Here is a 22,342-nt window from a genome sequence, read left to right as displayed (position 1 = left end):
CGGTCAGAAACGGAACAGGCCGCCAAAGGGCAGGAACGGCCGCTTCTGCTGGGGCGGCTGGCTCGGCTCGTAGAAGCCGGGCGGATCGGGCCCTCTAACCACGACCTTGGTATTCCCCATGCCGTCGGCCTGGACCAGGTCGTAGAGGATGGTGGCGTTGGTCAGCGACAGCCGGACGCAACCGTGCGACACCGGCGTGCCGAGGCCGGGATGGTCCGAGCCGTGGATGCTGTGGCCGCGCGTGGTGAAGAAGATCGCGTGCGGCATGCCAGCATTGTCCCACTCTTGCGAGTAGTGCATGAGCTCCATGCGGAAGGGGGTGTAGGAGCCGGGCGGCGTGGAGAAGCCCGTCGCTCCGGTGGATACCGGCCAGCGGTAGAGTACTTGCCCATCGACTGTGACGGTCATGGTCTGAGAGGGCTTATCGACCACGATCAGAATGTTGGCCGCGCGCGCCTGGCCGCTCGCGGCGCAAACAAGCCACCCGGCGAGCAGGGCTGCGGCGATCAGCTTGAGCTGCTTCATCCCCGTTGACATCCCTCATGGGCCGCGAGAGCGGCGGCCACCCAAGACACATTCTAGCAGCCCGAGCCGCGTCCGTCATGGCCGTCCGGAGGCCAACAGCTCCTTGAACACACGAGATTTTCCGGCGTGCGTCGCCGCAAGGCTTTAAGCGGCCTTGCCCGGGTTGGGCGCCGATTGCGCGTCATGGGTGGGGGCGAAGGCTCCCGATTCCGCCGTTAGCGCTTGCCGGCGGTGCGGGTGGCCCAGCGAGGCTTCTCCGGTGCGTCTTCGCCGGGCTCCGGCACGCGGGGCAGGGGCTCCATCACCCGCCTGCGCGGGAAGGCGACGACCACCTCGGTGCCGTAGCGGAGCTTGCTCTTGAGCTCGAAGGTGCCGTTATGCAGCTCGGTCAGGCCCTTGGTGATGGGAAGACCGAGGCCGGTGCCGCCTTCGGCCGTCTCATGGGCGAGCGAGCCCTGGCCGAAGCTTCGCAGCACGCGCGGGATCTCATTCTCGGGAATGCCGGGGCCGGTGTCCTTCACGCTCAGGAACTGGCCGCCGGTACCGGTGCGGCCGACCTTGAGCGTCACCGTGCCGCCGCTCGGGGTGAATTTGATCGCATTCGAGAGTAGGTTGAGGCAGATCTGGCGGATGGCGCGCTCGTCGGCCCACAGCTGCGGCAATCCCTCTTCGAACTCCTCGACGATCTTTAGTCCCTTGTTCTCGGCTCTCAGCCGCATCAACCGGTGACACTCCTCCACTGCCTCGGGGAGGCTGACCGGGGCCTCGTTCAGCTCGTAGCGGCCGGCCTCGATGCGGCTGATGTCGAGGATCTCGTTGATGAGATTGAGCAGGTGTTGGCCGCTCTGATGGATGTCGTTGGCGTATTCCTTGTAGGTCGGATTGGCGTGCGGCCCGAGGATCTCGCCGCGCATGATCTCCGAGAAACCGAGGATGGCGTTGAGCGGCGTGCGCAGCTCATGACTCATGGTGGCGAGGAAGCGCGACTTGGCGAGGTTCGCTTCCTCGGCGCGGGCCCGTGCTTCGTCGGAGATCGCCTTGGCCTGCTCGAGCTCGCCGATGAGAGCGTCCTTCTCGGCGCGATATTCGAGCATGGCCATGACGGTCGCGTTGAAGCCGCTCATCAGCCAGATGAAATAGATGTGGACGCCGACGGCCATGGCGGCCATCGCCCAGTAGAACGGATTGTCGAGAAGGGCGAAGCGGATGACGATGGCGGCGGTGATGGGCAAGGTGCCGGCATAGACGATGGGCATGACCGTCGACGCGAACAGCATGCGCATGGCGATGACGACGAGGAGGGCGGCGAAGATGAAGGTCTGCGCCGCCTCGCCTTGGGTATTGGGACTGATGAAGGCGACTGCGGCCCAAGTGACTCCGTAGAGGAACTCGGCCGCGGTGATCTTGGCGCGCCAGACGGGCGTGGTGGCATCCTCGCGCGGCGCCTTCGCGAATTGCCGGCACAGGCTGATCAAGATGCCCTTGGAGATGAACACCGTGCCGAGCCAGATCAGAAGCTCGCGCGGCGGCGCCCAGAACATCGCTCCCATGGCGACGATGACGGCGAGCAGCGGCGTGGTCACGGCCGCCGACAGCTCGTTCTTCACGAACATCATTAGGAGTTCGTATTCGAACTCCGGCTTGGCGCCTGAAGACTTGTAGCTAAGCTTCTCGCGGACCTCCTGCACGCTGCGGAAGGAGCGCCGTTTCCCGTTGACCGTTGCCGACGCGGCTCGTTGAGCCCCGGCTGTGGCGCCCCCTGACATGCTTCGTGCGACCCGCAAACGACCCACTGACCGGCGAAAAGGCGAGTACCGCCAACGGCATAGACCGGCGGTTCCGCCTCGCTCGACGCGAAACTCCTTTACGAACTATCACCGGAATTCCCTAACGGTGCGTTTACTCTCGCCCCGCGCTGACACGAGGCTCTAAGATGCGCCCGCCATGCGACTGACCATCATCGGCTGCGGGGACGCGTTTGGCGCGGGCGGGCGCTTGCAGACCTCGTTCCACGTCCGCTCCGCGCAAACGGTCTTCCTCATCGATTGCGGCGCCTCGACGCTGATCGGCATGCGCCGGCTTAAGCTCGATCCCAACGAGATCGACGCCGTATTCGTCACCCATCTGCACGGCGATCATTTCGGCGGCCTGCCGTGGTTTTTGATCGACGGGCAATATGTCAGCAAGCGGAAACGGCCGCTCATCGTCACCGGTCCGCGCGGGATCGAAGCGCGCTACCTCATGGCGGCCGAGGCGCTCTATCCCGGTTCGACCACCAACGATCCGGGGTTCGAGCTTGTGTTCCAGGAATATGAGGAGCAGCGGCCGCTCGACGTCGGAGGCGTCACCGTGACGCCGTTCGAGGTGAAGCATCCCTCGGGCGCGCCGCCTTATGCGCTGAGATTCGCGGTCGACGGCAAGACGATTGCCTTTACCGGCGACACGGGATGGGTCGATGTGCTGTACGAGGTGGCACAAGGGGCCGACCTCTTCATCAGCGAGTGCTTTCAGTATGACGTCACGCTTCCCATCCATCTCGATTACGCGACCATCGACGCCAATTACGCGCGGCTCGGTGCAAAACGCGTTCTCCTCACCCATATGGGGGAGGCCATGCTGTCAGCGAAAACGCGCGTCGATCAGTCCCGCTACCTCGTAGCCGAAGACGGCATGACGCTCGAGCTATGAGCGCCGCAGCGGAGCGCGGAGCAAAGTCATGTGCTGCGAGGCCGCGCATGGCCGAGCCGCGCGAGGCGGAACTCGAGCGCATGCTCGCCGCGATTCGCGCCTGCCGGAAATGCGTCGAGGCGCCGTTGGGCAAGCCCTTGCCGCACGAGCCGCGCCCGGTGCTGCGCGCAAGCACGACGGCGCGGCTTGCGATCTGCAGCCAGGCGCCGGGCACGCTCGTGCACGCCTCGGGCATCCCCTTTACCGACCGGTCGGGCGACCGGCTGCGCGATTGGCTCGACGTCACACGCGAGGAATTCTACGACGCGTCCCGCGTTCTGATCGTGCCGATGGGGTTCTGCTTTCCGGGCCAGGACGGGAAGGGCGCCGATCTTCCGCCCAGGCGCGAATGCGCGCCGCTGTGGCGCGAGAAGCTGTTCGCCCTGCTGCCGCAAATCGAGCTTCTGCTGGCGGTCGGGAGCTATGCCCAAGCCTGGCATCTCGGCGAGGCGAGCGGCACGCTGTCCGACACGATGGCCGACTGGCGGCGGCATCTGCGGAGCAAGAAGCGGCCGCGCGTCATACCGCTGCCGCATCCTTCATGGCGCAACAATGCCTGGCTCAAGGACAATCCATGGTTCGAGGCCGAGCTGTTGCCGGTTCTTCGGCGCAAGGTGCGCAAGCTCCTATAAAATTCCCGCTTGCGGCCGACGCTAAAATAATCTACTAACTAGATAGAGTATAGGGATATGGAAATGGGTTCCCGGGTATGCTAGATTCCAGAAAAAATATTGTCAGGACCGCCATGCTCGACCGGATGGATCGCAAAATCCTCGACATCCTTCAGAGGGACTGCACGCTCCCGGTCGCCGAGATCGGCAAGCAGGTGGGGCTGTCGACGACGCCCTGCTGGCGCCGGATCCAGAAGCTCGAAGAGCTCGGCGTCATCCAGCGCCGCGTGGCGTTGCTCGATCCCAAGAAGGTCAATGTCGGGGTGACGGTGTTCGTCTCGATCACCACGAGCCATCACACGCAGGAATGGCTTGAGCGCTTCCACGAGGCGCTCAAGGACTTCCCCGAAGTGGTGGAGTTCTACCGCATGAGCGGGCAGGTCGACTATCTCTTGCGCGTGGTGGTGCCCGACATCGAGCGCTACGACCAGTTCTACAAGAAGCTCATTTCGCGCATCGAACTGTCCGACGTGAGCTCGGCGTTCGCCATGGAGCAGATCAAGTACACGACGGCTGTGCCGCTCGAATACGCCACTGAGGAAAAACGGGCCTAGGCCGGAGCTCCGTCAGTGCTTGCGTTCGAGCAGGGCGATCAGGCTCGATGTGTCCCAGCGGCGGCCGCCCATCGCTTGAATCTCGGCGTAGAACTGATCGACCAGCGCGGTGACGGGGAGGCTCGCGCCGTTGCTCCTCGCCTCCTCGAGCAAAAGCGCGAAATCCTTGCGCACCCAGTCGACGGCAAAGCCGAAATCGAACTTGCCCTCGATCATGGTGCGCCACCGATTGTCCATCTGCCAGGACTGCGCGGCGCCCTTGGAGATGGTGGCGATCACCTTTTCCATGTCGAGACCGGCGCGCAGGCCGAAATGCAGCGCTTCGGCGAGGGCCTGAATGAGCCCGCCGATGCAGATCTGATTGACCATCTTGGTGAGCTGGCCCGAGCCAGAGGGGCCAATCAGATTGACGGCGCGGGCATAAGTCCCGATCACCGGCTGAGCCTTGCGAAAGTCCTCCGCATCGCCCCCGACCATGACCGTGAGAGTGCCGCTCTCGGCGCCGGACTGGCCGCCGGAAACCGGTGCATCGAGCGCGCCTGCGCCCAGCGCCTTCGCCGCCGCATGAAGCTCGCGGGCGATTTTGGCCGAGGCGGTGGTGTGGTCGATATGGACGGCGCCCTTGCCGAGCGAGCGGAAGGCGCCTTGAGGCCCAAGCGTCACCGAGCGGAGGTCCTCGTCGTTGCCGACGCAGGTGAAGACGAATTCGGCGCCGTCTGCCGCTTCGGCCGGGGTCGCGGCCAGCCGTCCGCCGAAGCGGGCGACCCAGTCTTCGGCCTTTTTGCGCGTGCGATTGAACACGACGACGTCGTGTCCCCCGCGCGTCTTCAGGTGCCCGGCCATGGGGAAGCCCATCACGCCGAGCCCGATAAAGGCGATTTTGCTCATGCGATATCCTTAGCCGGTCGTCCGCCGAACTTGTGGCCGCCATCTAGACTTTTGTTGTGCCAAAACGTGGATGCCCGGCACAAGGCCGGGCATGACGCTTAAACTGGACCGAAGGCGTTCGAAGCCTAGGCGATCGGGGCGTCGGGGAAGGACAGCTGCTCGCGCGCGCGCCACTCATTGGTGACGTAGTTGATGATGAGCGAGGTGCGCACGCCTTTGATCGGCCGCTTCTCGAAGCCGTGATAGGTGTCGTTCGACGGCACGAACACCATGGCCGCGTTCGAGGCGAAGGCCGAGCGGCCGACGTGCTGCTTGTTAATGTCGTAGATGTCGGTGCCGAGGTCCTTATGGCTCGGGTCCGTCGACAGATAGAGCAACATAGTGAAGACCTTCACCCCGAGATCGGTGTGCGGCTCGAGCCAGAAGCCGTCGATGTCCTGGGCGAACTCGATGCGGAGATAGGTCCCACCGAGATCTGTGCCGAAGACCTTTTCGATATGGCCCGTCACGCGCTTGTCCTGGAAGGCTTGCGCCACCGCCTCGCACACCGGGAAGCGCTTGCGATTGTCGACGTCGAAATATTTGCGGGTATTGTTGTGCAGCTCGCGCTTGCCGGAAACGCCGTCGAGGGAGGGCGGCTCGAAGGGGAGCGCCAGGATGTCCTCGACGGTATCGACGGGGAAGCAGTGCTCGAGCGCCCAATTCGGATAGGGCCGTTCGGATTTCTTGGCGGTATCGACGCTTCTTATGAAGCTCGTGACGATATCGGCCGCCGTGCTTGGCCTGTTACGACCGATCGGATGCTTGACCGCGACGCTTTCCCTCATGATCCCCGTCCACTTCCTAGAACTGGTGTAGAGTGCTGGCCATCCAGCGCCCAGCCGGCCCCCATCTCAACGGTTCAAATACCACCCCAAGCCTAGCCCAGGCAAACTCCAAGGGCCGAAAAGCTTCTTCCCGGCCGATCCAAGCCTTGCCAAGGCTCTGTGCCGCGAGCGGCGTGACGCCTCAATTGACATTCATCCAACGAAAATGCCCGGCCGGCAGGTCTTCGACCTCTATGTCGGCCGCAAGCTCCGGATGGCGCAGGCATTTGGCGAGGAGCTCGAGCAGTGAGGCATGCAGCTCCCGCTCATCCTCGAGTTGAGGGGGATTGGCGGCGAGAAACGACAGGATTTCCCTGTAATCCGGCATTGGAACCCCCCGTGCTCTCCCCAGCTCGGAAGAGCCTCGCCAAGCGATGTGTCAAAACTTAGGCCTTGCGGGCAGTCGGACCCGCAAGGCCTTGTTGGGGGGAGGGTCAGGCGCCGAGCCGGTAGCGGCCGATCATGCGCATCGGCGTTCGCCCGCCTGAATCGCCGAATAGCGACAGACCGTCGATCGTGACGCCGGTGTTGCAGATCTCCTCGAGCACAGGCCAAAGCGCCTGCGACACGCGCTCCAGATGCGTCTTGTCGAGCGGGCCGGTGAGCGTGATGTAGAAGCGATATTCGCTCAACACATGAGGATCGCCGAAGCTTTCGAGGAGGAGCCGCTGATAGTCGGTGAGATTGGGGCTCGCGTGCGCCGCGCGCTCCGCCTCGCTCGGCGCCGCGGCGAGATCCTCGAAGGCCGCCACGCATTGCGCGGCGAGCCATTCGAGCGTCGGCGTAGGCTCGACCGGGCGCAACACGAGGGAGCGGCCCTCGCGCGCGAGCGTCAGCGGGCCGGTTTCGGCGGTCTTTCTCCGCGTGGCGAAGCTGATCAGGCGCTGCTTCAACGCCTCGAGCCCGATGCCGTCACGGAGCGCAAACGGCGCCCTGAACTGAGCGTGCAGACCGGTATAGCGGCCGGGCACCTGTGGGACCTTGGCGAAGCCCGTGCCGGACAGGCCGGAGTCGGAGAAGGCCTGCAAGGTGGCGCCGTCGTTGGCGCGGCCGAACCACGAGCGCCCGAAGGCGGCAAGCGCGCTGCCGGGCTGTGGCGTGTAGAAGATCGCGTAGCGGGCGAAGCTCGATCGGCTGGTCGCAACGTCCTTGCGGTCGTTCTCCAGGTGGGCGCAATTGAGCATCGATTCCTCCCTAAGGCGCGCACGTTTGAACGGCTGGCGCGCATATCTTCCGCTACCACTTCCCTGTGGCGCGGGAGCGACATGTTCTTGGCGATAGGGAGGCCAAGGAATGAATACTTGGTGAATCAAATTTTTCCTGCTTTCGATTGAGCGCGCGCCTGCGGCAGCATGTCTTTGACAAGGCATGCTTTCGCGCCCATGCGTCGGCGCGCATTGGAGCCTGCAATCGAGCGAGGGGGGCGATGATCGAGCTTTACACCTGGACGACGCCGAACGGGCAGAAAGTGTCGATCATGTTGGAGGAGGTTGGCCTTCCCTACCGCGCCCACCCCATCAATATCCTCAAGGACGAGCAGTTCGATCCCGCCTTCCTCAAGATCGCGCCCAACAACAAGATCCCGGCCATCGTCGATACCGACAACGGGCTCCATCTGATGGAATCGGGTGCGATCCTGCTCTATCTCGCCGAGAAGACCGGCAGGCTCTGGCCGCAGGACTTCCCCACCAAATGGCGGGTGGTCGAGTGGCTGATGTGGCAGATGGGAGGGATCGGGCCCTTTCTCGGCCAGGTGCATCATTTCGTGAAGTTCAATCCTGGCAGAAGCGCCTACGCCGAGGAGCGCTACGCCAAGGAAGCGAAGCGGCTGTGGGGGGTGCTGGACCGGCGCCTCGGAGAGGTCGAGTACGTCGCGGGCGACTATTCGATCGCCGACATCGCCATCTGGCCCTGGATCTCGCGTTTCGCCTGGCAGACGGTCGAATTTGCCGCCCATCCCAACGTGATGCGCTGGTACCGCGCCATTGCCGAGCGGCCTGCGGTCAAGCGGGGCTGGGACGTGCTGAAGGAAGGTCGAGCAATTCCATTGCCGTGATCGGCGCCCGCCCAGGGTCCCGCCATTTCGCGGTGAACATCGTTTCGAGCGGTGGACGACGCGGCGAGGCTCTGGTCCTACGAAACAGATGTGATAGCGTAAGGCGTGCTCGCGTTGCGCCGAGGAGCGCCTGAGCGTTGAGGTCTTCGATGGCGGGGAGACGAGGAGGGGCGCGGAGCCTTGCTCTTGCGCTCGCGGTCGCAATCGCGGGGCCCGCGACGCTCGCGGGAACGTCGCGCGCCGAGCCGCCCGGCTCCGCGGAGGTCAAGACCGCTGTCGCCGACCCGGTCGCCAATACCCCCAAAACGCCGGTCGGGCTTCCGGAGGAGCAGGTCCAGGCCATCGCGCGGGCGCAACGCTGCCTCACTGAACTCGGTTATTACAACGGCGAGATCGACGGCAAGCGCGGCAAAGCAACATGGAGCGCCTATTGGCTCTTCAAGCGCGACCACGATCTCAAAGGCTACAGCGATCTCACCTCGCCGACTGTCCAGAAGAAGATGGGCGAGCTGTGCAAGACCCTCGACACGGCCGCGCCTATGACGACCGCCGCGACGACGCCCACGACCTCCGAGGGCCCGCCCGCGGCCGCCTTTCCCGCCGCCGGCGCCGAAAACGCTTCGCTCCCGGCGCCACGGCTTCCCATCGACTGCCTGCCCGACGACCTCATCGCCCTGCTGCATCGGGCGCACGGGACTGCCGTCGCCGTGCCGCGTTGCGACAATAATTGCCTGCCCGCCCCGAAAGGGCTGCCGCAGTCCCAGCTCGACGATCTGCAGAAAAAGGCGGGCATCGTCTGGTGCACGGTGTGCATCACCGTCGACAGCCACCTCACGCTCGAAGACGTGCAGCGGATCGAGCGGTCCGGCCACTTGAGCCTTTGCGCCAAGCCCGCGCTGCAATTGCCGCGTCATGTCGCCTTCATTCCGACGCCCAATCTCAAGGTCTTCACGCGCACGCGCGAGCTCTATCGCGCGCTGCCGCCCGAGCCCGAGGACGAGAACGCCATTGCGGTGATCATCGGCAACCGGAGCTACGACAAGCTCGCGCCGAGCGAGACGTCGCGCAACGACGCCGGCGCCATGTACTCGTTCCTCACCGAGCATCTCGGCTTCCGCCAGGACAACATCGTCGACTTGCGCGATGCCAAGAAGGCCGATTTCGAGAGGCTGTTCGGCGCCGAGCCGGGGTCCGATGGGGATCTCGCCCGTCTCGTGCGCGCCCATCCCGACGCCAAGGTGCTGGTCTACTATTCGGGGCACGGCGCGACCGACAGCACCCACGGCGAGACCTATCTCTTGCCGGTGGATACGCAGCCTTATCGCGACGAGATCGGCGGCTATAAGCTGTCGACGCTCTATGCCAACCTCGCCAAGCTCGGCGCGAAATCGGTGCTGCTTCTGCTCGAGACCGAGTTTGGGCGCGACCACAGCCCCTATCTTTTGCCACCCAATCTGCCCGAGACCGTCACCTCGGCGCTGCCGCCAAAGCCAGTGGCGGGGCTCGCGGTGATTCTCGCCGCCGACCGCGGCCAGAGGCGACTCGTCGACACCAACTACGACATCGGGCTTTTCACGCGCTATCTGATCGAGGCCATGGCGGGGAGCGCCGATTTGTCGCCGGTCGGCAACGGCGACGGCCAGATCGACGCCACCGAGATCTATGCCTACACCGGCGCCATGGTGCGGCTCGCGGCGCGCAAGACGTTCGGACTGCTACAGAATCCGACCTATTCGAGCGGCGCAGCGAGCGTGCTCACAAGTTCGGGCCCGGCCGCGCGCGCGGCAAACTGATCTGGCGCGCAATTGGGCAAGCGCCCGCGCCGTCCACAGCGTCAGCGGCTAAGCGCGACAGATTGTTGGGGCCGCGTGCGAAAACCGCTTTACATTGACGGCAGGATTGCATACGGGACGAAACGCTCGTAGGCGCTATCGCTCAAGGGCAGCAACTGACATCGGCAATCTCGTGTGGGAGTAGACATGGGATGGACGTTTTCACTTCTGCCGCGGAGTTTCTGCGTCGGCGCCGACCGGAGCGGCCGGTCCTCGCTCTAAGACCCCACGCCGCGTTCCGCGCGGCACGCTGGTTCATCGCCAATTTCCCCGGCCGCGTGCTCTACGCCGCCAAGGCCAACGACGCGCCCGAGATCATCGAGGCCCTGACCGACGCCGGCATCCGCGCCTTCGACGTCGCCTCGCTGGTCGAGATCGAGCGGCTCGCGCCGGTCGAGGACGCCGAGCTTTTCTTCATGAACCCGGTCAAGTCGCGCGGCGCGATCGCCCGCGCCTATAGCGACTTTGGGGTGAGGAGCTTCGCCTTCGACAGCGACGACGAGCTCGACAAGATCGTGCAGGAGACGGGAGAGGCGCGCGACCTCGACCTCTATCTCCGCGTCGCCTGTCCCAACACCCACAGCCTGATCCCGCTCGAGGGCAAGTTCGGAGCCTCGCCACAGGCGGCGCCCGCGCTTCTCTTGCGCGCGCGGCAGATCGCGCGGAGACTCGGCATCACCTTCCATGTCGGCTCCCAGGCGGTCGTCCCGGCCGCCTTCGGCGAGGCGCTGAGGCAGATCGGGCAGCTCATCGTGACCTCGGGCGTGATGGTCGACGCCGTCGACATCGGCGGCGGCTTTCCGAGCCGCTATCCGCACTCAGATCCGCCCGAGCTCTCGAGCTATATGGAGGAGGTGGTGCGCGCCGCCGATGAGCTTGCCGTCAAGCATTCCTGCGAGCTCCTCTGCGAGCCGGGCCGCGCGCTCGTGGCCGAGGCCGAGTCGGTCATCGTTCGCGTCGATGCGCGACGCGACCGCGCGCTCTACGTCAACGACGGCGCCTTCGGCACGCTGTTCGACGCCGCCTATCTCGGCTTCCGCTTCCCGGCGAAGCTCATCCCGAGCACGCGCCGCAAGCCGAAGGAACTCGCCGAATTCACCCTGTACGGCCCGACCTGCGACAGCGACGACCAGATGCCCGGACCGTTCGTGCTGCCCGACTGCGCGCGCGAGGGCGACTATATCGAGATCGGGCAGATCGGCGCCTACGGGCGGGTGATGGCGACTCGTTTCAACGGGTTCGGCGAATATGATGAAGTGATGCTGACGGACGAGCCGATGCTGTCCATGTATGCCGAGCAAGGGGCCAGCGAGAAAGAGCAGGACGAAATGCTCAAGTCCGCCTTGGCTTAAACTGCGGAGCCAACCACAAACGAAAGAGGGCCAACTTGCGAAAGTTGGCCCTCTTCTCTTCTCACGCCGCTTGCGCGTCGTCCGGGCTTGCCCGGACAGGCATCGGCGTCAGAGCTTACGGCCACGGCGAGCCTCTTCGATGGCCTCTTCGTGATACCAGGCGCCGCTCACGAACTTGGCGGTGCGCGGCGTATCGGATGTCTCCGCGGCCCTCGCATCGCCGCTTCGGCCGCCGAGGCCCGTGCGACCGCCGGCCGGGAATGGCAAGATCTCGGCAGAGTGCCGATCCGGACTTTCCATCATGGGTGTCTCCATCGGTTGATGTGGCCCCGCGCGTTCGAGCACGGATCACAAATAAGGTCCCGCTCGCTCCGAGTCGCAAGGGCGACTGCACAAGAAAGTCGCGACGTGACTATCATTTCAGCAGTCGCCGGTTTGCTCATGCGCGCGCCAGTCGAGCTACCGCATCGAAGCAATCGCTCAGTTCCCAGGCGAGACGCCGGTTTCGATGCGCGCAACCCCGCGCATTTCCTCGTTTGCGATTGAATGACGTGAGTCACGGCACGCAGCGCGTTGCACACCGTGCGCGTGCCGAAGGCGATGTTACCGCCTTGGCATGGTTGATGCTTGGAGGTCGGGCTATTGGCCGCCAGGCGGCGGAGGCGGCTTCAGGGGATCCCAACCTTCTTGCCTCAACAGATCGAGAGAGAGCAGCGATGACGAAGTACAAGCTCGAGTACATTTGGCTCGACGGATATACGCCCACGCCCAACCTGCGCGGCAAAACGCAGATCAAGGAATTCGACTCGTTCCCTTCGCTCGGCGAGCTTCCGCTGTGGGGTTTCGACGGAAGCTCGACGATGCAGGCCGAGGGTCATTCGTCTGATTGCGTGCTCAAGCCGGTCGCGGTCTATCCTGACGGGGCGCGGACCAACGGCGTCCTCGTCATGTGCGAGGTAATGATGCCGGACGGCAAGACGCCGCATCCCTCTAACAAGCGCGCCACCATCCTCGATGATCCCGACGCCTGGTTCGGCTTCGAGCAGGAATATTTCTTCTACAAGGACGGCCGCCCGCTCGGCTTCCCGCCGTCGGGCTACCCAGCGCCGCAGGGTCCTTACTATACCGGCGTCGGCTACAAGAACGTCGGCGACGTCGCGCGCGAGATCGTCGAAAAGCATCTCGACCTCTGCCTCGCCGCCGGGATCAATCACGAAGGCATCAACGCCGAGGTGGCCAAGGGCCAGTGGGAGTTCCAGATCTTCGGCAAGGGCTCCAAGACCGCCGCTGACCAAATGTGGATGGCGCGCTACCTGATGCTCCGTCTCACCGAGAAGTACGGCATCGACATCGAGTTCCACTGCAAGCCGCTCGGCGACACCGACTGGAACGGCTCGGGCATGCATTGCAACTTCTCGACCAAGTATATGCGCGAGGTGGGCGGCAAGGAGTATTTCGAGGCGCTGATGAAAGCGTTCGAAGCCAATCGCGCCGAGCACATCGCCGTGTACGGCCCCGACAACCACATGCGGCTGACCGGCAAGCACGAGACGGCGTCGATCCATACCTTCAGCTACGGCGTCGCCGACCGTGGCGCATCGATCCGCGTGCCGCACAGCTTCGTCAACAACGGCTACCGCGGCTATCTCGAAGACCGCAGGCCGAACTCGCAAGGCGACCCCTATCAGATCGCCTCGCAAGTCCTGAAGACGATCGCCTCGGTGCCGATGCCTCAGGTCAGCGCCGCCGCCTGACGTCAGATCTCGGGGGCAGAAGTCCTGGCGATGGCGTGAGCGGCTCCGATCCGCTCCACGTGCCGCCAGGATTTCTGTTTGCGGCGGGAGCGATACCGGTCAGGCGGAGCGCCTGCGCCGGCACGCATTGGCCTTATCACGCGCTCTCAAGCGGTGCCGGTTAAGGCCATGTTGCGGCGGTGGATTGCCGATTCCGCCGCCCGTCGAAGACGCGTGGGCAATCTGCTATGCTGTGACGGGATGGTGGCCGCCAGCCTGTCCGATTCTCGTGATAAACGGTTCCAAGACTGGCAGGCAGAGAACGCAGCGCGCTCAGGGGAGGGCGTCAGGGTCATGGCACGAGGGTCAACCGCTCCTCTGCGCATGGGGGGCGAGCGGCGCCATCTGACCGTTATGTTCACCGATATGGTGGACTTCACCGCTCTGAGCGAGAGCCTGAGCGAAGAGCAGATCTTCGCGCTGACCCGCCGCATTGCGGGCGAGCAAGCCAAGGCCATCCAGGCCCAGGGCGGCGTGGTGCAGGACTTCGCCGGAGACGGCCTCATGGCGGTGTTCGGCGCGCCGGTCGCCATGGAGGACGCGGCGCTCAGGGCTTGCCGCACCGCCCTTGACATCCAGGACCGCGTGGCGCGCCTGCATGGCGAGCTTGAGTCCGCCTACGGGGTCAGCCCCAAGCTTCGCATCGGCATCCACAGCGGCCCCGCGGTGATCGGGCAGATCGGCGAAGGCGCGCCGATCGCCTACAGCGCCCTCGGCGACACGGTGAACGTCGCCTCACGGCTTCAGGCTTCGGCCGAGCCCGGCTCGGTGTGCATCACCAAGGCGACGTTCGACCTCGTCGACGGCTTCATCGAGACCACCTTCCTCGGCACGCGCCAGTTCAACGGCAAGGCGAAAGCGATCGGCGTCTACCGGCTCGACGCGCTGCGCTCGGGCGTCACTCGTTTCGGCGCCAAGCGCCGGCACGGCTTGACGCGATTGCGCGGCCGCGAGGCCGAGCTTGCGCTGTTGCGCGAGCATTGGAACGTGGCCAAGCAGGGCCGCTTTCGCCGGGTCAACGTGATCGGCGATGCCGGGCTCGGCAAGTCGCGGCTGATCTTCGAATTCACCGAATCCCTGCACGAGGAGCCGGTCCTTCTGCTCGAGGCGATCTGCCGCCCCGAGGGCACCAACGTTCCGTTCTTGCCCTTCATCGAGATGATGCGGGGATGGTTCGGAGTCCCGGCCGATGCCTCGCGCGACTTGGCGGAAGCGAAGCTCAAGGACGGCCTTCGCCAGCTCAAGCTCGATCAGGATGCGACACTTCCCTATCTGCTCGATCTCGTGATCGGCGGCGGCTCGGGCGAGGCGCTCGCGCTGCCCGCCTCGGAGCTCACGGGCCTCAACACGCGCGAGGCGATGCGCCGGTTCATCTTCGCGCTCTGCCGTCTCGGACGCCCAGTGGTGATGGTGGTCGAGGACCTGCACTGGATCGACTCCGCCTCGCAAGGCGTGCTCGACGACATCGTCAAGAGCGCGACCGACGAGCCGCTCCTGCTTCTGTGCAGCTTCCGGCCGCAGTTCGAGCCGGTGTTCGCCCTTGCCGAGGGGACACCTGAGCTCAGGCTCAACGCGCTCACCAACGTGATCGCGACCGAGATCATCAGGGAGCGGCTCGAGGGACAGGCGCTGCCCGCGGAGTTGCTCGAGCTCGGCGTCGCCAAGTCGGAAGGAAATCCACTCTTCGCCGAGGAGTTCGCAAGCTATCTGTCGCAGAAGGGGGGCCAGAGCGAACGGGTGGCCGATGCGAGTTTCGGCGGCTCTAGCGGCGATTTCGACGATATTCCCACGAGCCTCGAGAACCTGATCATGGACCGCGTCCATAGGCTCGGGCGGGACACCATCGCCTTCCTGCAGGCGGCGTCGGTGCTCGGCCGGCAATTCCCCATGGCGCTCGCCAAGCAGGTCGCCGAGATCAACGGCAAGCTGGTGACCCTGTTGCCGCAGCTCGAGCATGACGGGATCATCTTCCGCGTCGAGCGCGACTTCGGCGAGAGTACGGCGGACTACGCCTTCAGGCACGCGCTGATCCAGGACGCGCTTTATGGCTCCCTGCTCACGCCGCAGCGGGCGGTGCTGCACGGGAAGGCGGCCGAGGCGCTCGAGGAGCTTTACGGCGACAAGGCCCCGGAGATCGCCGACATCCTCGCCCACCACTATGCGCGCACCGAGCGCGCGGACAAAGCGGTGAAGTATCTCGCGCTCGCGGCGAAGAAGAGCCTGCGCGTCTTTTCGCTCGCCGAGGCGCAGTCCTATCTCGACCGGGCGCTCGCCAGGATCGCCGAGGAGCCGGACTGCGCGGGCGACCAAGAGCTCGCCGAGATCGTGGTCGACCGGCTGCTGGTATGCTGCTGGGAGGCGGACTTCATCGGCATGCGCACCTTCGCCGAGAAATACCGGACGCGGATCGAAGCGGCGGGCGACAGCCGGGAATTGTCGCGCATCCTGGCCTGGCTCGGCGAGGCCTATCTCAATGCCGCGCGCTTCGACGAAGCGGAGCGCGTCCTCGACCGCGCGCGCGCGATCGGCGAGGCGCTCGAGGACGAGGAATGCATCGCCTATGCGATGTGGGACCAGATGTGGCTCTATATGGTCACGCCCGACGGGCGGCCTGCAGATGCGATCGAGACGATGGCCAAGCGGGTGCTGCAAGCCGCCGACCGGCTCAAGGATCCTTATCTCGAGACGCTGACCTATTTCCTGCTTAGCACCGACGCCGTGCAGCGGGGCCACGCGGCGCTCGCGGCCAAGTGGGCGGCGAAGCTGATCGAGCTCGGTCGGCGCAGGCGCTATCCGCCGGCGCAGTCGCTCGGCTGGGTGTGCTCGGCGACGGCAGCCTCCTTTGCCGGGGACCATGAGAAGGCGCTGGTCGATGCCAAGCTCGCCGTAGGCACCTCGCACGGCCATTTCGAGCGCATCATGGCCGAGAGTGCGCAAGGCGTGGTGCTGGCCGGCGCGGGACGGGCGGCGGAAGGCCTGAACCTGCTCGAAAGACTCCGCCGCGAGGTCATCGAGGCGAGCTATCTCGTGCAGCTCGCAACGATCGAGATCCCATGTGGTGTCGCCATGGTGCAGTCGGGAGACTACGCGAGAGGCGTCGCCGATCTCGGAAACACGCTTGCCCGCTTCGCCGCCTGGAGCAACAAGCGCATGGTCGCGGCGGGGCACCTTGCGCTCGGGCAGACCTATCTTTCGCTCGCCAACGCGAAGGCGCCGCCGGCGCGGGCGCTCAGGCAAAACGCGAGCTTCTTCGTGCGCGCGATCCCCGGCGCAAGGCGGCGCGCGCGGCGGCATTTCGAGGCGGCGGTGCGCTGTGCGCGCGAAGCGGACGCCCCGGGCATTCTGGCGCAAGGCCTTGCCGGGCTCGGGCGGCTTGCCGAGGCGGGGCGGCGGCCGGATGCCGCGCGCAAGCTGCTCGACGAAGCCCGCGCGATTGCCGAGGAGATCGGCGCCAAGAGCCTCGTCGGCCGCATTGATGCCGCGCTTTAGCGGATCATTCCGGCCCGACCATTGTTGCAGAACGGGGGAGGGTAACCAGCATGACCATCGACACGCTTGAGACGGTTTGGGCGCCGCGCCTGTTGAGCGTTCTGCGCATCGTCGCAGCGCTGCTCTTCTTCGAGCACGGAAGCACGAAGCTGCTCGGCTTTCCGCCTTCGGACCATTCGGGAGCGCCCTTGCTGTCGCTGGCCTGGGTCGCGGGTATGCTTGAGCTCGTCGGTGGCGCGCTGCTCATCCCCGGCATCTTCACGCGCTGCGTCGCCTTTATCCTGTCGGGCGAGATGGCGGTCGGCTATTGGATGGTGCACGCCCCGCAGAGTTTTTATCCCGTGGTCAACGGTGGAGACGCGGCAATCCTCTACTGCTTCGTGTTCCTCTATCTCGCGGCGGCGGGCGGTGGCCCATGGAGCGTCGATGCCTTGTGGCGAGGGCGGAGCTGATCGTCGCGGGCCGCAAGTCTGATCGCAAAAAAAGCGCGGAGCACCGGGGCCCAAAGTGGCTTTGTGACATCACTGTCACATAGCATCATTAGCAATGGGCCTTCCTTGGCTTGCGCGGCTCGGCTCAACCTTCGGCCGAGGTCCTTTGGGTTGGGGGCAGAGGTGGCGTTCAGACTGGTCCACGCGCAGTACGATCGCGAGACGCAGCGCGCCTATGTCGAGCTTCGCGACACGGACGACGACGGCGGCGAGACCCTAGCCGTCGCGGTGTTCTCCTACCGCACCACCTCGCGCTTGCCGCGCAAGCAAATCGAAGAGGAGATCGTGCGCAAGGCGCGCCACCTGTTCAAGAAGGCGGCCTCGGGCCTCGACGAGAGCTGAGGCGCCGCCGGCTCGCCCGATATGGGTGTGGGCAAGAGGCGATGGTGGGCGGTACTGGACTCGAACCAGTGACCCCTGCGATGTGAACACAGTGCTCTACCAGCTGAGCTAACCGCCCGCTAAAGGTCTCGTTGATTTAGCGATTGGGCCCAAGCGAAGTCAAGGAAGGTGGGCGACGGGCAAAAACTCGCTCGCCAGGGCACGCCTGCTCCCAGGCGGTGCGCCTGCCTGATCGCTGCCGGCACGAAGCCGGGCCGTCCTTGCGCGAAATCTATTTCTTGCCGATGAGCCCGTTGACTTGAGCCAGAGCCGCGCTTGCGTCCTTGAAGTTCCCCTCGGTGCAAAGCGCGTCGGCCTGATCGAGGAGCTGGTTCACCTGCTCGGCCTCGTCGTCGCTCAAGGCGTTCGCGTCGATCTTGTTCTGCACCGCCTCTTCGGCTGCGCTCAGCTGCTCGGTGCACGCGTTGTCGACATTCTCGTCGACCGCGTAGGCAGTCCCTCCCAGGATGCACGCCAGGGCGGCGCCGATCGCGACACGTCTAAGCATTCCCGTCTCTCCTTGAAGATAAATCGATTGGTCCGATATGGGGGGACGATAAAAGGTGTGCGCTTCGACTATGGCTGTTCGTTGGCTCTTCGATGAGAGCGGCGCTGCATTAGGACCGATCTTTGGCGGGATTTAGGCGGATTGCGGGGCGGCGCGGCGGCGCGAAGCAAGGAGCGCGGCGAGGCTCGCATCGAGCTGATCGAAATGATCGATGACCGACTCGGGCCGGAGCGACGGCGGAGGGCCGCAATAGCCGAAGCTCACGAGAACCACCGGCACCTTGGCCGCCTTCGCTGTCCTGACATCGACATCGCTGTCGCCGATCATGACGGCGCGGGAGGGGTCGCCGCCGGCAAGGCGGATCGCACCCGTCAGATGGCCGGGGTCGGGCTTCGCCACGGCGAACGTGTCGCGGCCCGCGATCGCGCTGAAATAACCTTCAAGATCAAGCGCTTGCAGGAGCCGCCGGGAGAGAGATTCACGTTTGTTGGTGCACACGGCGAGCCGGGCGCCGTCCTGGCGCAGGCGCTCGAGCGCCGCGACGGCGCCGGGGAAGGGCCGGCTCTCCTTGGCGATGTTCGCCTCGTAATGGACGAGGAAGTCGCCGAACATGGCGTTGAGGTCGGCGGTGACGCCGGCCCGGCGCAACCCCTCCGCGATCATCACCTGGGCGCCCATGCCGACAAGCGAGCGCACCGTTTCGGCCGAGACGGGAGGATGGCCGGCGCGGGCGAGCGCATAGTTCAGAGCGTGGGTCAGGTCCGGCGCGGTATCGACGAGCGTTCCGTCGAGGTCGAAGACGATGGTCGTGTTCTCCAACATTGCCACTCTGTCACACGGCGGCTTGCGGCCTGGCAAGCGGCAGCGTAGTTGAAGGCAAGCGAAAGGGGGCTCCTTGCTCAAGGCAGACGAGCTCAAGGAAGAGGCCGCCCGCGCCGCGCTCGACCTGGTCGAGGACGGCATGCGGCTCGGACTCGGGTCGGGCTCGACCGCAGCGCGGTTCGTGGCCGCTCTCGGCGAGCGGGTCGCGGCCGGCTTGCGCGTGATCTGCGTGCCGACCTCGGAAGCGACGCGGCTCCAGGCGGAGAAGCTCGGCATCCCGCTTTCCACTCTCGACGAGACGCCCGAGCTCAATCTCACCGTCGATGGGGCCGACGAGATCGATGCCGAGCTTCGCCTGATCAAAGGCGGCGGCGGCGCGCTGCTGCGCGAGAAGATCGTGGCCACCGCGTCGGACCGGATGGTGGTGATCGCCGACGAGAGCAAGCTGGTCAAGACGCTCGGCGCCTTTCCGCTTCCGGTCGAGGTGGTCCGCTTCGGGCTGCTTGCGACCATGCGGCTCGTCGAGGCGATTGCGGTCGAGGCCGGCTGCCACGGGGAGATCAGGTTGCGCCCCGGAGTGGGGCAGGCGCCCTTCGTCACCGATCAGGGCAATTTGATCCTCGATTGCGCGTTCGGGGCCATTCTCGAGCCCGAGGTGCTCGCCTTCGCGCTCAAGCGCGTTCCGGGCGTGGTCGAGCACGGGTTGTTTCTCGGGCTCGCCGATTTGGCTATCGTGGCGGGAAGCGGCGGGATCAAGCTGTTGCGCCGCCCGGGAGCCTGACCTCACGTGAGCGAGTACGATTACGACCTTTTCGTCATCGGCGCGGGCTCGGGCGGGGTCCGCGCCGCGCGCCTCTCCGCCGAGCTTGGCGCGCGCGTCGCCATCGCCGAGGAATATCGCATCGGCGGCACCTGCGTGATCCGCGGCTGCGTGCCGAAGAAGCTGCTGGTCTACGGCAGCAGCTACGGCAGCGAATTCCGCGACGCGCGCGGCTTCGGCTGGGCTTGCGACAAGCTTGCCTTCGACTGGCCGACGCTGATCGGCAATGTCAGGCGCGAAGTCGACCGCCTGAACGGAGTCTATACCCGCACGCTCGAGAAGGCAGGCGTCGCCCGCTTCCTCACCCGCGCCGTGCTCGAGGACGCCAATACCATAAGGCTCGCCGATCGCGACGGCACGATCTCGGCCAGGACCATTCTTGTCGCCACCGGCTCGCACCCCGTGATCCCCGACGTTCCGGGGCGGGAGCATCTCATCACGTCCAACGAGTGCTTCCTGCTCGAGAAGCTGCCCGCGAGCCTCGTGATTATCGGGGCGGGCTATATCGGCATGGAGTTCGCCTCGATTTTCAACGGGCTCGGGGTGAAGGTCACCGTGCTCTATCGCGGCGATCAGGTCTTGCGCGATTTCGACATGGATCTGCGCGACGGGCTCGCCGAGGCGATGCGCAATCGCGGCGTCGATCTCCGCATGGATACCGAAATCGCCTCGATCACGAAGGAGGGCGAGGGCTACCGCGTCCATCTGAAGCGCGGCGATTCTGTCGCTGCCGGCCTCGTCATGGCGGCGACGGGGCGCATCCCCAACACGCAAGGGCTCGGCCTCGAGAAGATCGGCGTCGCGCTCGGGCCGAACGGGCGGGTCGTGGTCGACGAGTTCTCGAAGAGCTCGGTCGACAATATCTATGCCGTCGGCGACGTGACCGACCGCAAGAACCTGACACCGGTCGCGATCCACGACGCCAACGCGTTCGCGGAGACCCTGTTCAACGGCACTCCGACCAAGGTCGATTACAGCGTCATTCCGACCGCGGTGTTCTCGCAGCCCGAGATCGGCACCGTGGGACTTTCCGAGGAGAAGGCGCGCGAGCTTAAAGGTCAGGGCGCTATCGACATCTATAAGACAAGCTTCAGGCCGCTCCGCTCGATGATCAGCGGCCGCGACGAGAAGACGCTGATGAAGCTCGTGGTGGACATGAAGACCGACAAGGTGCTCGGCGTGCACATGCTCGGGCCCGACGCCGCCGAGATCGTGCAGATGGCTGCGATCGCGCTCCGTCTGGGCGCCACCAAGGACGATTTCGATAAGACCATGCCGCTCCATCCTTCTGCCGCGGAGGAGCTGGTGACGCTGCGCCACAAATGGGAAATGCCGGCGCCGGTGGCGGGGTCAGATGCGGCGGCTTGAGGACAGAATAGCGCTCGTCACCGGCGGCGGCGCAGGTATCGGCCGCGCCATCGCCGAGACCTTCGCGCGCGAGGGCGCGAGAGTTCTGGTCGCCGACCGCGACGGCGAGGCGGCCAAGGAAGTGGCCGAGGCCATCGTCAAGGCGAACGGCGCGGCCTCGGCGCACGAGGTCGACGTCACCGATACGGGCCAGGTCAAGGCGCTGATGGAGGAGATCGGCAAGACGCACGGCCGGCTCGACGTTCTGGTCAACAATGCGGGCGTCGGCGAGCGCGCCGATTTCCGCCATCTCTCGGACGAGGCGTGGGAGCGGGTGTGGGCCGTCAATCTCGACGGCACGGTGCGCTGCGCGCGAGAAGCCTTCGATCTGCTCAAGGCTTCCGGCAAAGCGTCGATCATCAATCTGTCATCGATCATGGCGGCCAAACACACCCGCCAGATGGCGGTCTATTCGGCGACCAAGGGGGCGGTGTCGGCTCTCTCGCGCAGCCTCGCGGTCGAATACGCGCCCTACGGCATTCGGGTGAACACGCTCTTACCCGGCTATGTCGAGACCGCGCTGATCGGGCGCTATCTGCAAAATCCGATGATCGCCAAGGCGCTTCTGACCCAGACGCCGCTCAGGCGCTTCGGCACGCCGCAGGACATCGCCAACGCGGCGCTGTTCCTCGCCTCCGACGAGGCGGCCTACATCACCGGGGCCGCGCTCAATGTCGACGGCGGCATGGCCACCACGCTTTAATCGTCCGCGGGGGCTTTTTTATCCGCACTCGTCATGGCCGGTCCAAGGCCGGGCGCGACGAAACAACTATGAGGCAACGGCCGACACACTCGGTCCCGCCGGGGCGGGCGCAGGCGCCGCAAGCGTTTCCTCGATGATCTCGTCGACCACGGCGACGAGCGCCGCCTGATCCGTGCCGCCGAGCGCCTTCACGGTCTCGAAGCGCGCGAGCTGGCGGTCGGCCGAAGTGCCGCGCTCGACGATGGTGCGCGCATGCGCGATCTCGGCGACGCAGCCGAAATAGGCGGCGTCCTCGGCGACAAGATCGAACAGCTCCTCGAGCAGAACGGGGAAGGGCACGACCGCGCCTTTGCCGAAATCGACCAGGCCCTGCTCGACGCCATAGCGCTGCGCTCGCCACCTGTTCTCGCGTATGAGGAACGGCGGGTAGTGGCGCCAGCGCTGGTTCTGCCGCCGC

At 65.4% G+C, this 22,342-nt stretch carries 22 protein-coding genes, 1 tRNA gene and 1 pseudogene; 13 read left to right on the top strand and 11 right to left on the bottom strand.

Features of this window, described 5'->3' with window-relative positions; genetic code table 11:
* Positions 1-3: 3 nt before the first annotated feature.
* Positions 4-525, bottom strand: a complete 522-nt coding sequence (locus VFB18_RS10285) for a L,D-transpeptidase (RefSeq protein WP_324974513.1) — start codon at positions 523-525, stop codon at positions 4-6.
* A 215-nt stretch (positions 526-740) separates the two neighbouring features.
* Positions 741-2,213 (bottom strand): sensor histidine kinase, encoded by a 1,473-nt coding sequence (locus VFB18_RS10280; RefSeq protein ID WP_324974511.1) that lies wholly within the window; start codon positions 2,211-2,213, stop codon positions 741-743.
* A gap of 256 nt (positions 2,214-2,469) precedes the next feature.
* Between VFB18_RS10280 and VFB18_RS10275 the strand changes: the two genes are divergently transcribed.
* The 3 genes from VFB18_RS10275 (at position 2,470) to VFB18_RS10265 (ending at position 4,477) form a co-directional block, all read left to right on the top strand.
* Positions 2,470-3,213, top strand: a complete 744-nt coding sequence (locus tag VFB18_RS10275; protein WP_324974510.1) for an MBL fold metallo-hydrolase — start codon at positions 2,470-2,472, stop codon at positions 3,211-3,213.
* 47 nt (positions 3,214-3,260) lie between these two features.
* A complete protein-coding gene (locus tag VFB18_RS10270; RefSeq protein WP_324974509.1) occupies positions 3,261-3,884 on the top strand; it encodes a uracil-DNA glycosylase family protein in 624 nt (207 codons plus the stop codon).
* Between the two features lie 113 nt (positions 3,885-3,997).
* Positions 3,998-4,477: an Lrp/AsnC family transcriptional regulator gene (locus VFB18_RS10265; RefSeq protein WP_324974508.1), complete on the top strand. Its 480-nt coding sequence runs from the start codon at positions 3,998-4,000 to the stop codon at positions 4,475-4,477.
* Positions 4,478-4,489: 12 nt separating this feature from the next.
* On the opposite strand, the gene VFB18_RS10260 is transcribed toward VFB18_RS10265, so the two are convergent.
* The 4 genes from VFB18_RS10260 to VFB18_RS10245 form a co-directional block, all read right to left on the bottom strand.
* Entirely contained in the window at positions 4,490-5,365 is an 876-nt protein-coding gene (locus tag VFB18_RS10260; RefSeq protein WP_324974506.1) for an NAD(P)-dependent oxidoreductase, read from the bottom strand.
* A 125-nt stretch (positions 5,366-5,490) separates the two neighbouring features.
* Positions 5,491-6,192 (bottom strand): 2OG-Fe(II) oxygenase, encoded by a 702-nt coding sequence (locus VFB18_RS10255; protein WP_324974504.1) that lies wholly within the window; start codon positions 6,190-6,192, stop codon positions 5,491-5,493.
* 181 nt (positions 6,193-6,373) lie between these two features.
* Positions 6,374-6,559, bottom strand: a complete 186-nt coding sequence (locus VFB18_RS10250; RefSeq protein ID WP_324974502.1) for a hypothetical protein — start codon at positions 6,557-6,559, stop codon at positions 6,374-6,376.
* A gap of 106 nt (positions 6,560-6,665) precedes the next feature.
* Positions 6,666-7,415 carry a DUF1045 domain-containing protein gene (locus VFB18_RS10245; RefSeq protein WP_324974500.1) on the bottom strand — a complete coding sequence of 250 codons (750 nt, stop codon included), beginning with the start codon at positions 7,413-7,415 and terminating at the stop codon, positions 6,666-6,668.
* Between the two features lie 242 nt (positions 7,416-7,657).
* Here VFB18_RS10245 and VFB18_RS10240 point away from each other — a divergent pair, with 242 nt between their 5' ends.
* The 3 genes from VFB18_RS10240 (at position 7,658) to VFB18_RS10230 (ending at position 11,471) form a co-directional block, all read left to right on the top strand.
* The gene (locus VFB18_RS10240) at positions 7,658-8,287 is read left to right on the top strand and encodes a glutathione S-transferase N-terminal domain-containing protein (RefSeq protein WP_324974498.1); all 630 of its coding nucleotides are present in this window, start codon (positions 7,658-7,660) and stop codon (positions 8,285-8,287) included.
* Positions 8,288-8,436: 149 nt separating this feature from the next.
* The gene (locus VFB18_RS10235) at positions 8,437-10,080 is read left to right on the top strand and encodes a caspase family protein (protein WP_324974496.1); all 1,644 of its coding nucleotides are present in this window, start codon (positions 8,437-8,439) and stop codon (positions 10,078-10,080) included.
* Between the two features lie 191 nt (positions 10,081-10,271).
* Positions 10,272-11,471 (top strand): type III PLP-dependent enzyme, encoded by a 1,200-nt coding sequence (locus tag VFB18_RS10230; RefSeq protein WP_324974494.1) that lies wholly within the window; start codon positions 10,272-10,274, stop codon positions 11,469-11,471.
* A 108-nt stretch (positions 11,472-11,579) separates the two neighbouring features.
* On the opposite strand, the gene VFB18_RS10225 is transcribed toward VFB18_RS10230, so the two are convergent.
* Complete coding sequence (locus tag VFB18_RS10225) at positions 11,580-11,774, bottom strand: DUF2735 domain-containing protein (RefSeq protein ID WP_324974492.1); 195 nt, start codon at positions 11,772-11,774, stop codon at positions 11,580-11,582.
* A gap of 413 nt (positions 11,775-12,187) precedes the next feature.
* On the opposite strand from VFB18_RS10225, the gene VFB18_RS10220 reads away from it, so the two are divergent.
* The 4 genes from VFB18_RS10220 to VFB18_RS10205 all read left to right on the top strand — a co-directional run bounded on the left by VFB18_RS10220 (position 12,188) and on the right by VFB18_RS10205 (position 17,586).
* Positions 12,188-13,225 carry a glutamine synthetase beta-grasp domain-containing protein gene (locus VFB18_RS10220; RefSeq protein WP_324974489.1) on the top strand — a complete coding sequence of 346 codons (1,038 nt, stop codon included), beginning with the start codon at positions 12,188-12,190 and terminating at the stop codon, positions 13,223-13,225.
* A gap of 333 nt (positions 13,226-13,558) precedes the next feature.
* Positions 13,559-16,753 carry an ATP-binding protein gene (locus VFB18_RS10215; protein WP_324974488.1) on the top strand — a complete coding sequence of 1,065 codons (3,195 nt, stop codon included), beginning with the start codon at positions 13,559-13,561 and terminating at the stop codon, positions 16,751-16,753.
* A gap of 50 nt (positions 16,754-16,803) precedes the next feature.
* The gene (locus tag VFB18_RS10210) at positions 16,804-17,205 is read left to right on the top strand and encodes a DoxX family protein (RefSeq protein ID WP_324974486.1); all 402 of its coding nucleotides are present in this window, start codon (positions 16,804-16,806) and stop codon (positions 17,203-17,205) included.
* A gap of 162 nt (positions 17,206-17,367) precedes the next feature.
* Positions 17,368-17,586 carry a hypothetical protein gene (locus tag VFB18_RS10205; RefSeq protein ID WP_324974485.1) on the top strand — a complete coding sequence of 73 codons (219 nt, stop codon included), beginning with the start codon at positions 17,368-17,370 and terminating at the stop codon, positions 17,584-17,586.
* A 42-nt stretch (positions 17,587-17,628) separates the two neighbouring features.
* On the opposite strand, the gene VFB18_RS10200 is transcribed toward VFB18_RS10205, so the two are convergent.
* The 3 genes from VFB18_RS10200 to VFB18_RS10190 all read right to left on the bottom strand — a co-directional run bounded on the left by VFB18_RS10200 (position 17,629) and on the right by VFB18_RS10190 (position 18,955).
* A tRNA-Val gene (locus tag VFB18_RS10200) sits at positions 17,629-17,704 on the bottom strand.
* A 153-nt stretch (positions 17,705-17,857) separates the two neighbouring features.
* Complete coding sequence (locus VFB18_RS10195) at positions 17,858-18,133, bottom strand: hypothetical protein (RefSeq protein WP_324974483.1); 276 nt, start codon at positions 18,131-18,133, stop codon at positions 17,858-17,860.
* A gap of 132 nt (positions 18,134-18,265) precedes the next feature.
* Positions 18,266-18,955, bottom strand: a complete 690-nt coding sequence (locus VFB18_RS10190) for an HAD family hydrolase (RefSeq protein WP_324974481.1) — start codon at positions 18,953-18,955, stop codon at positions 18,266-18,268.
* A 73-nt stretch (positions 18,956-19,028) separates the two neighbouring features.
* On the opposite strand from VFB18_RS10190, the gene rpiA reads away from it, so the two are divergent.
* From rpiA to VFB18_RS10175, 3 genes are read left to right on the top strand one after another with little or no spacing between them, the layout of a single operon-like run.
* Entirely contained in the window at positions 19,029-19,736 is a 708-nt protein-coding gene (gene rpiA / locus VFB18_RS10185; protein ID WP_324974479.1) for a ribose-5-phosphate isomerase RpiA, read from the top strand.
* A gap of 6 nt (positions 19,737-19,742) precedes the next feature.
* Entirely contained in the window at positions 19,743-21,143 is a 1,401-nt protein-coding gene (gor, locus tag VFB18_RS10180; RefSeq protein WP_324974476.1) for a glutathione-disulfide reductase, read from the top strand.
* A complete protein-coding gene (locus VFB18_RS10175; RefSeq protein ID WP_324974473.1) occupies positions 21,130-21,885 on the top strand; it encodes an SDR family oxidoreductase in 756 nt (251 codons plus the stop codon). Before gor ends, VFB18_RS10175 begins: the two co-directional genes overlap by 14 nt.
* A 66-nt stretch (positions 21,886-21,951) precedes the next feature.
* Here the strand turns inward: VFB18_RS10175 and VFB18_RS10170 are convergent.
* Positions 21,952-22,342, bottom strand: a pseudogene (locus tag VFB18_RS10170) (carboxylate-amine ligase); the annotation flags it as partial.

Origin of the sequence: Methyloceanibacter sp. (assembly GCF_035650995.1) — a bacterium.
Lineage (GTDB): Bacteria > Pseudomonadota > Alphaproteobacteria > Rhizobiales > Methyloligellaceae > Methyloceanibacter.
The sequence above is the reverse complement of the archived record's forward strand: the minus strand, read 5'-3'. Positions and strand labels throughout refer to the sequence as shown.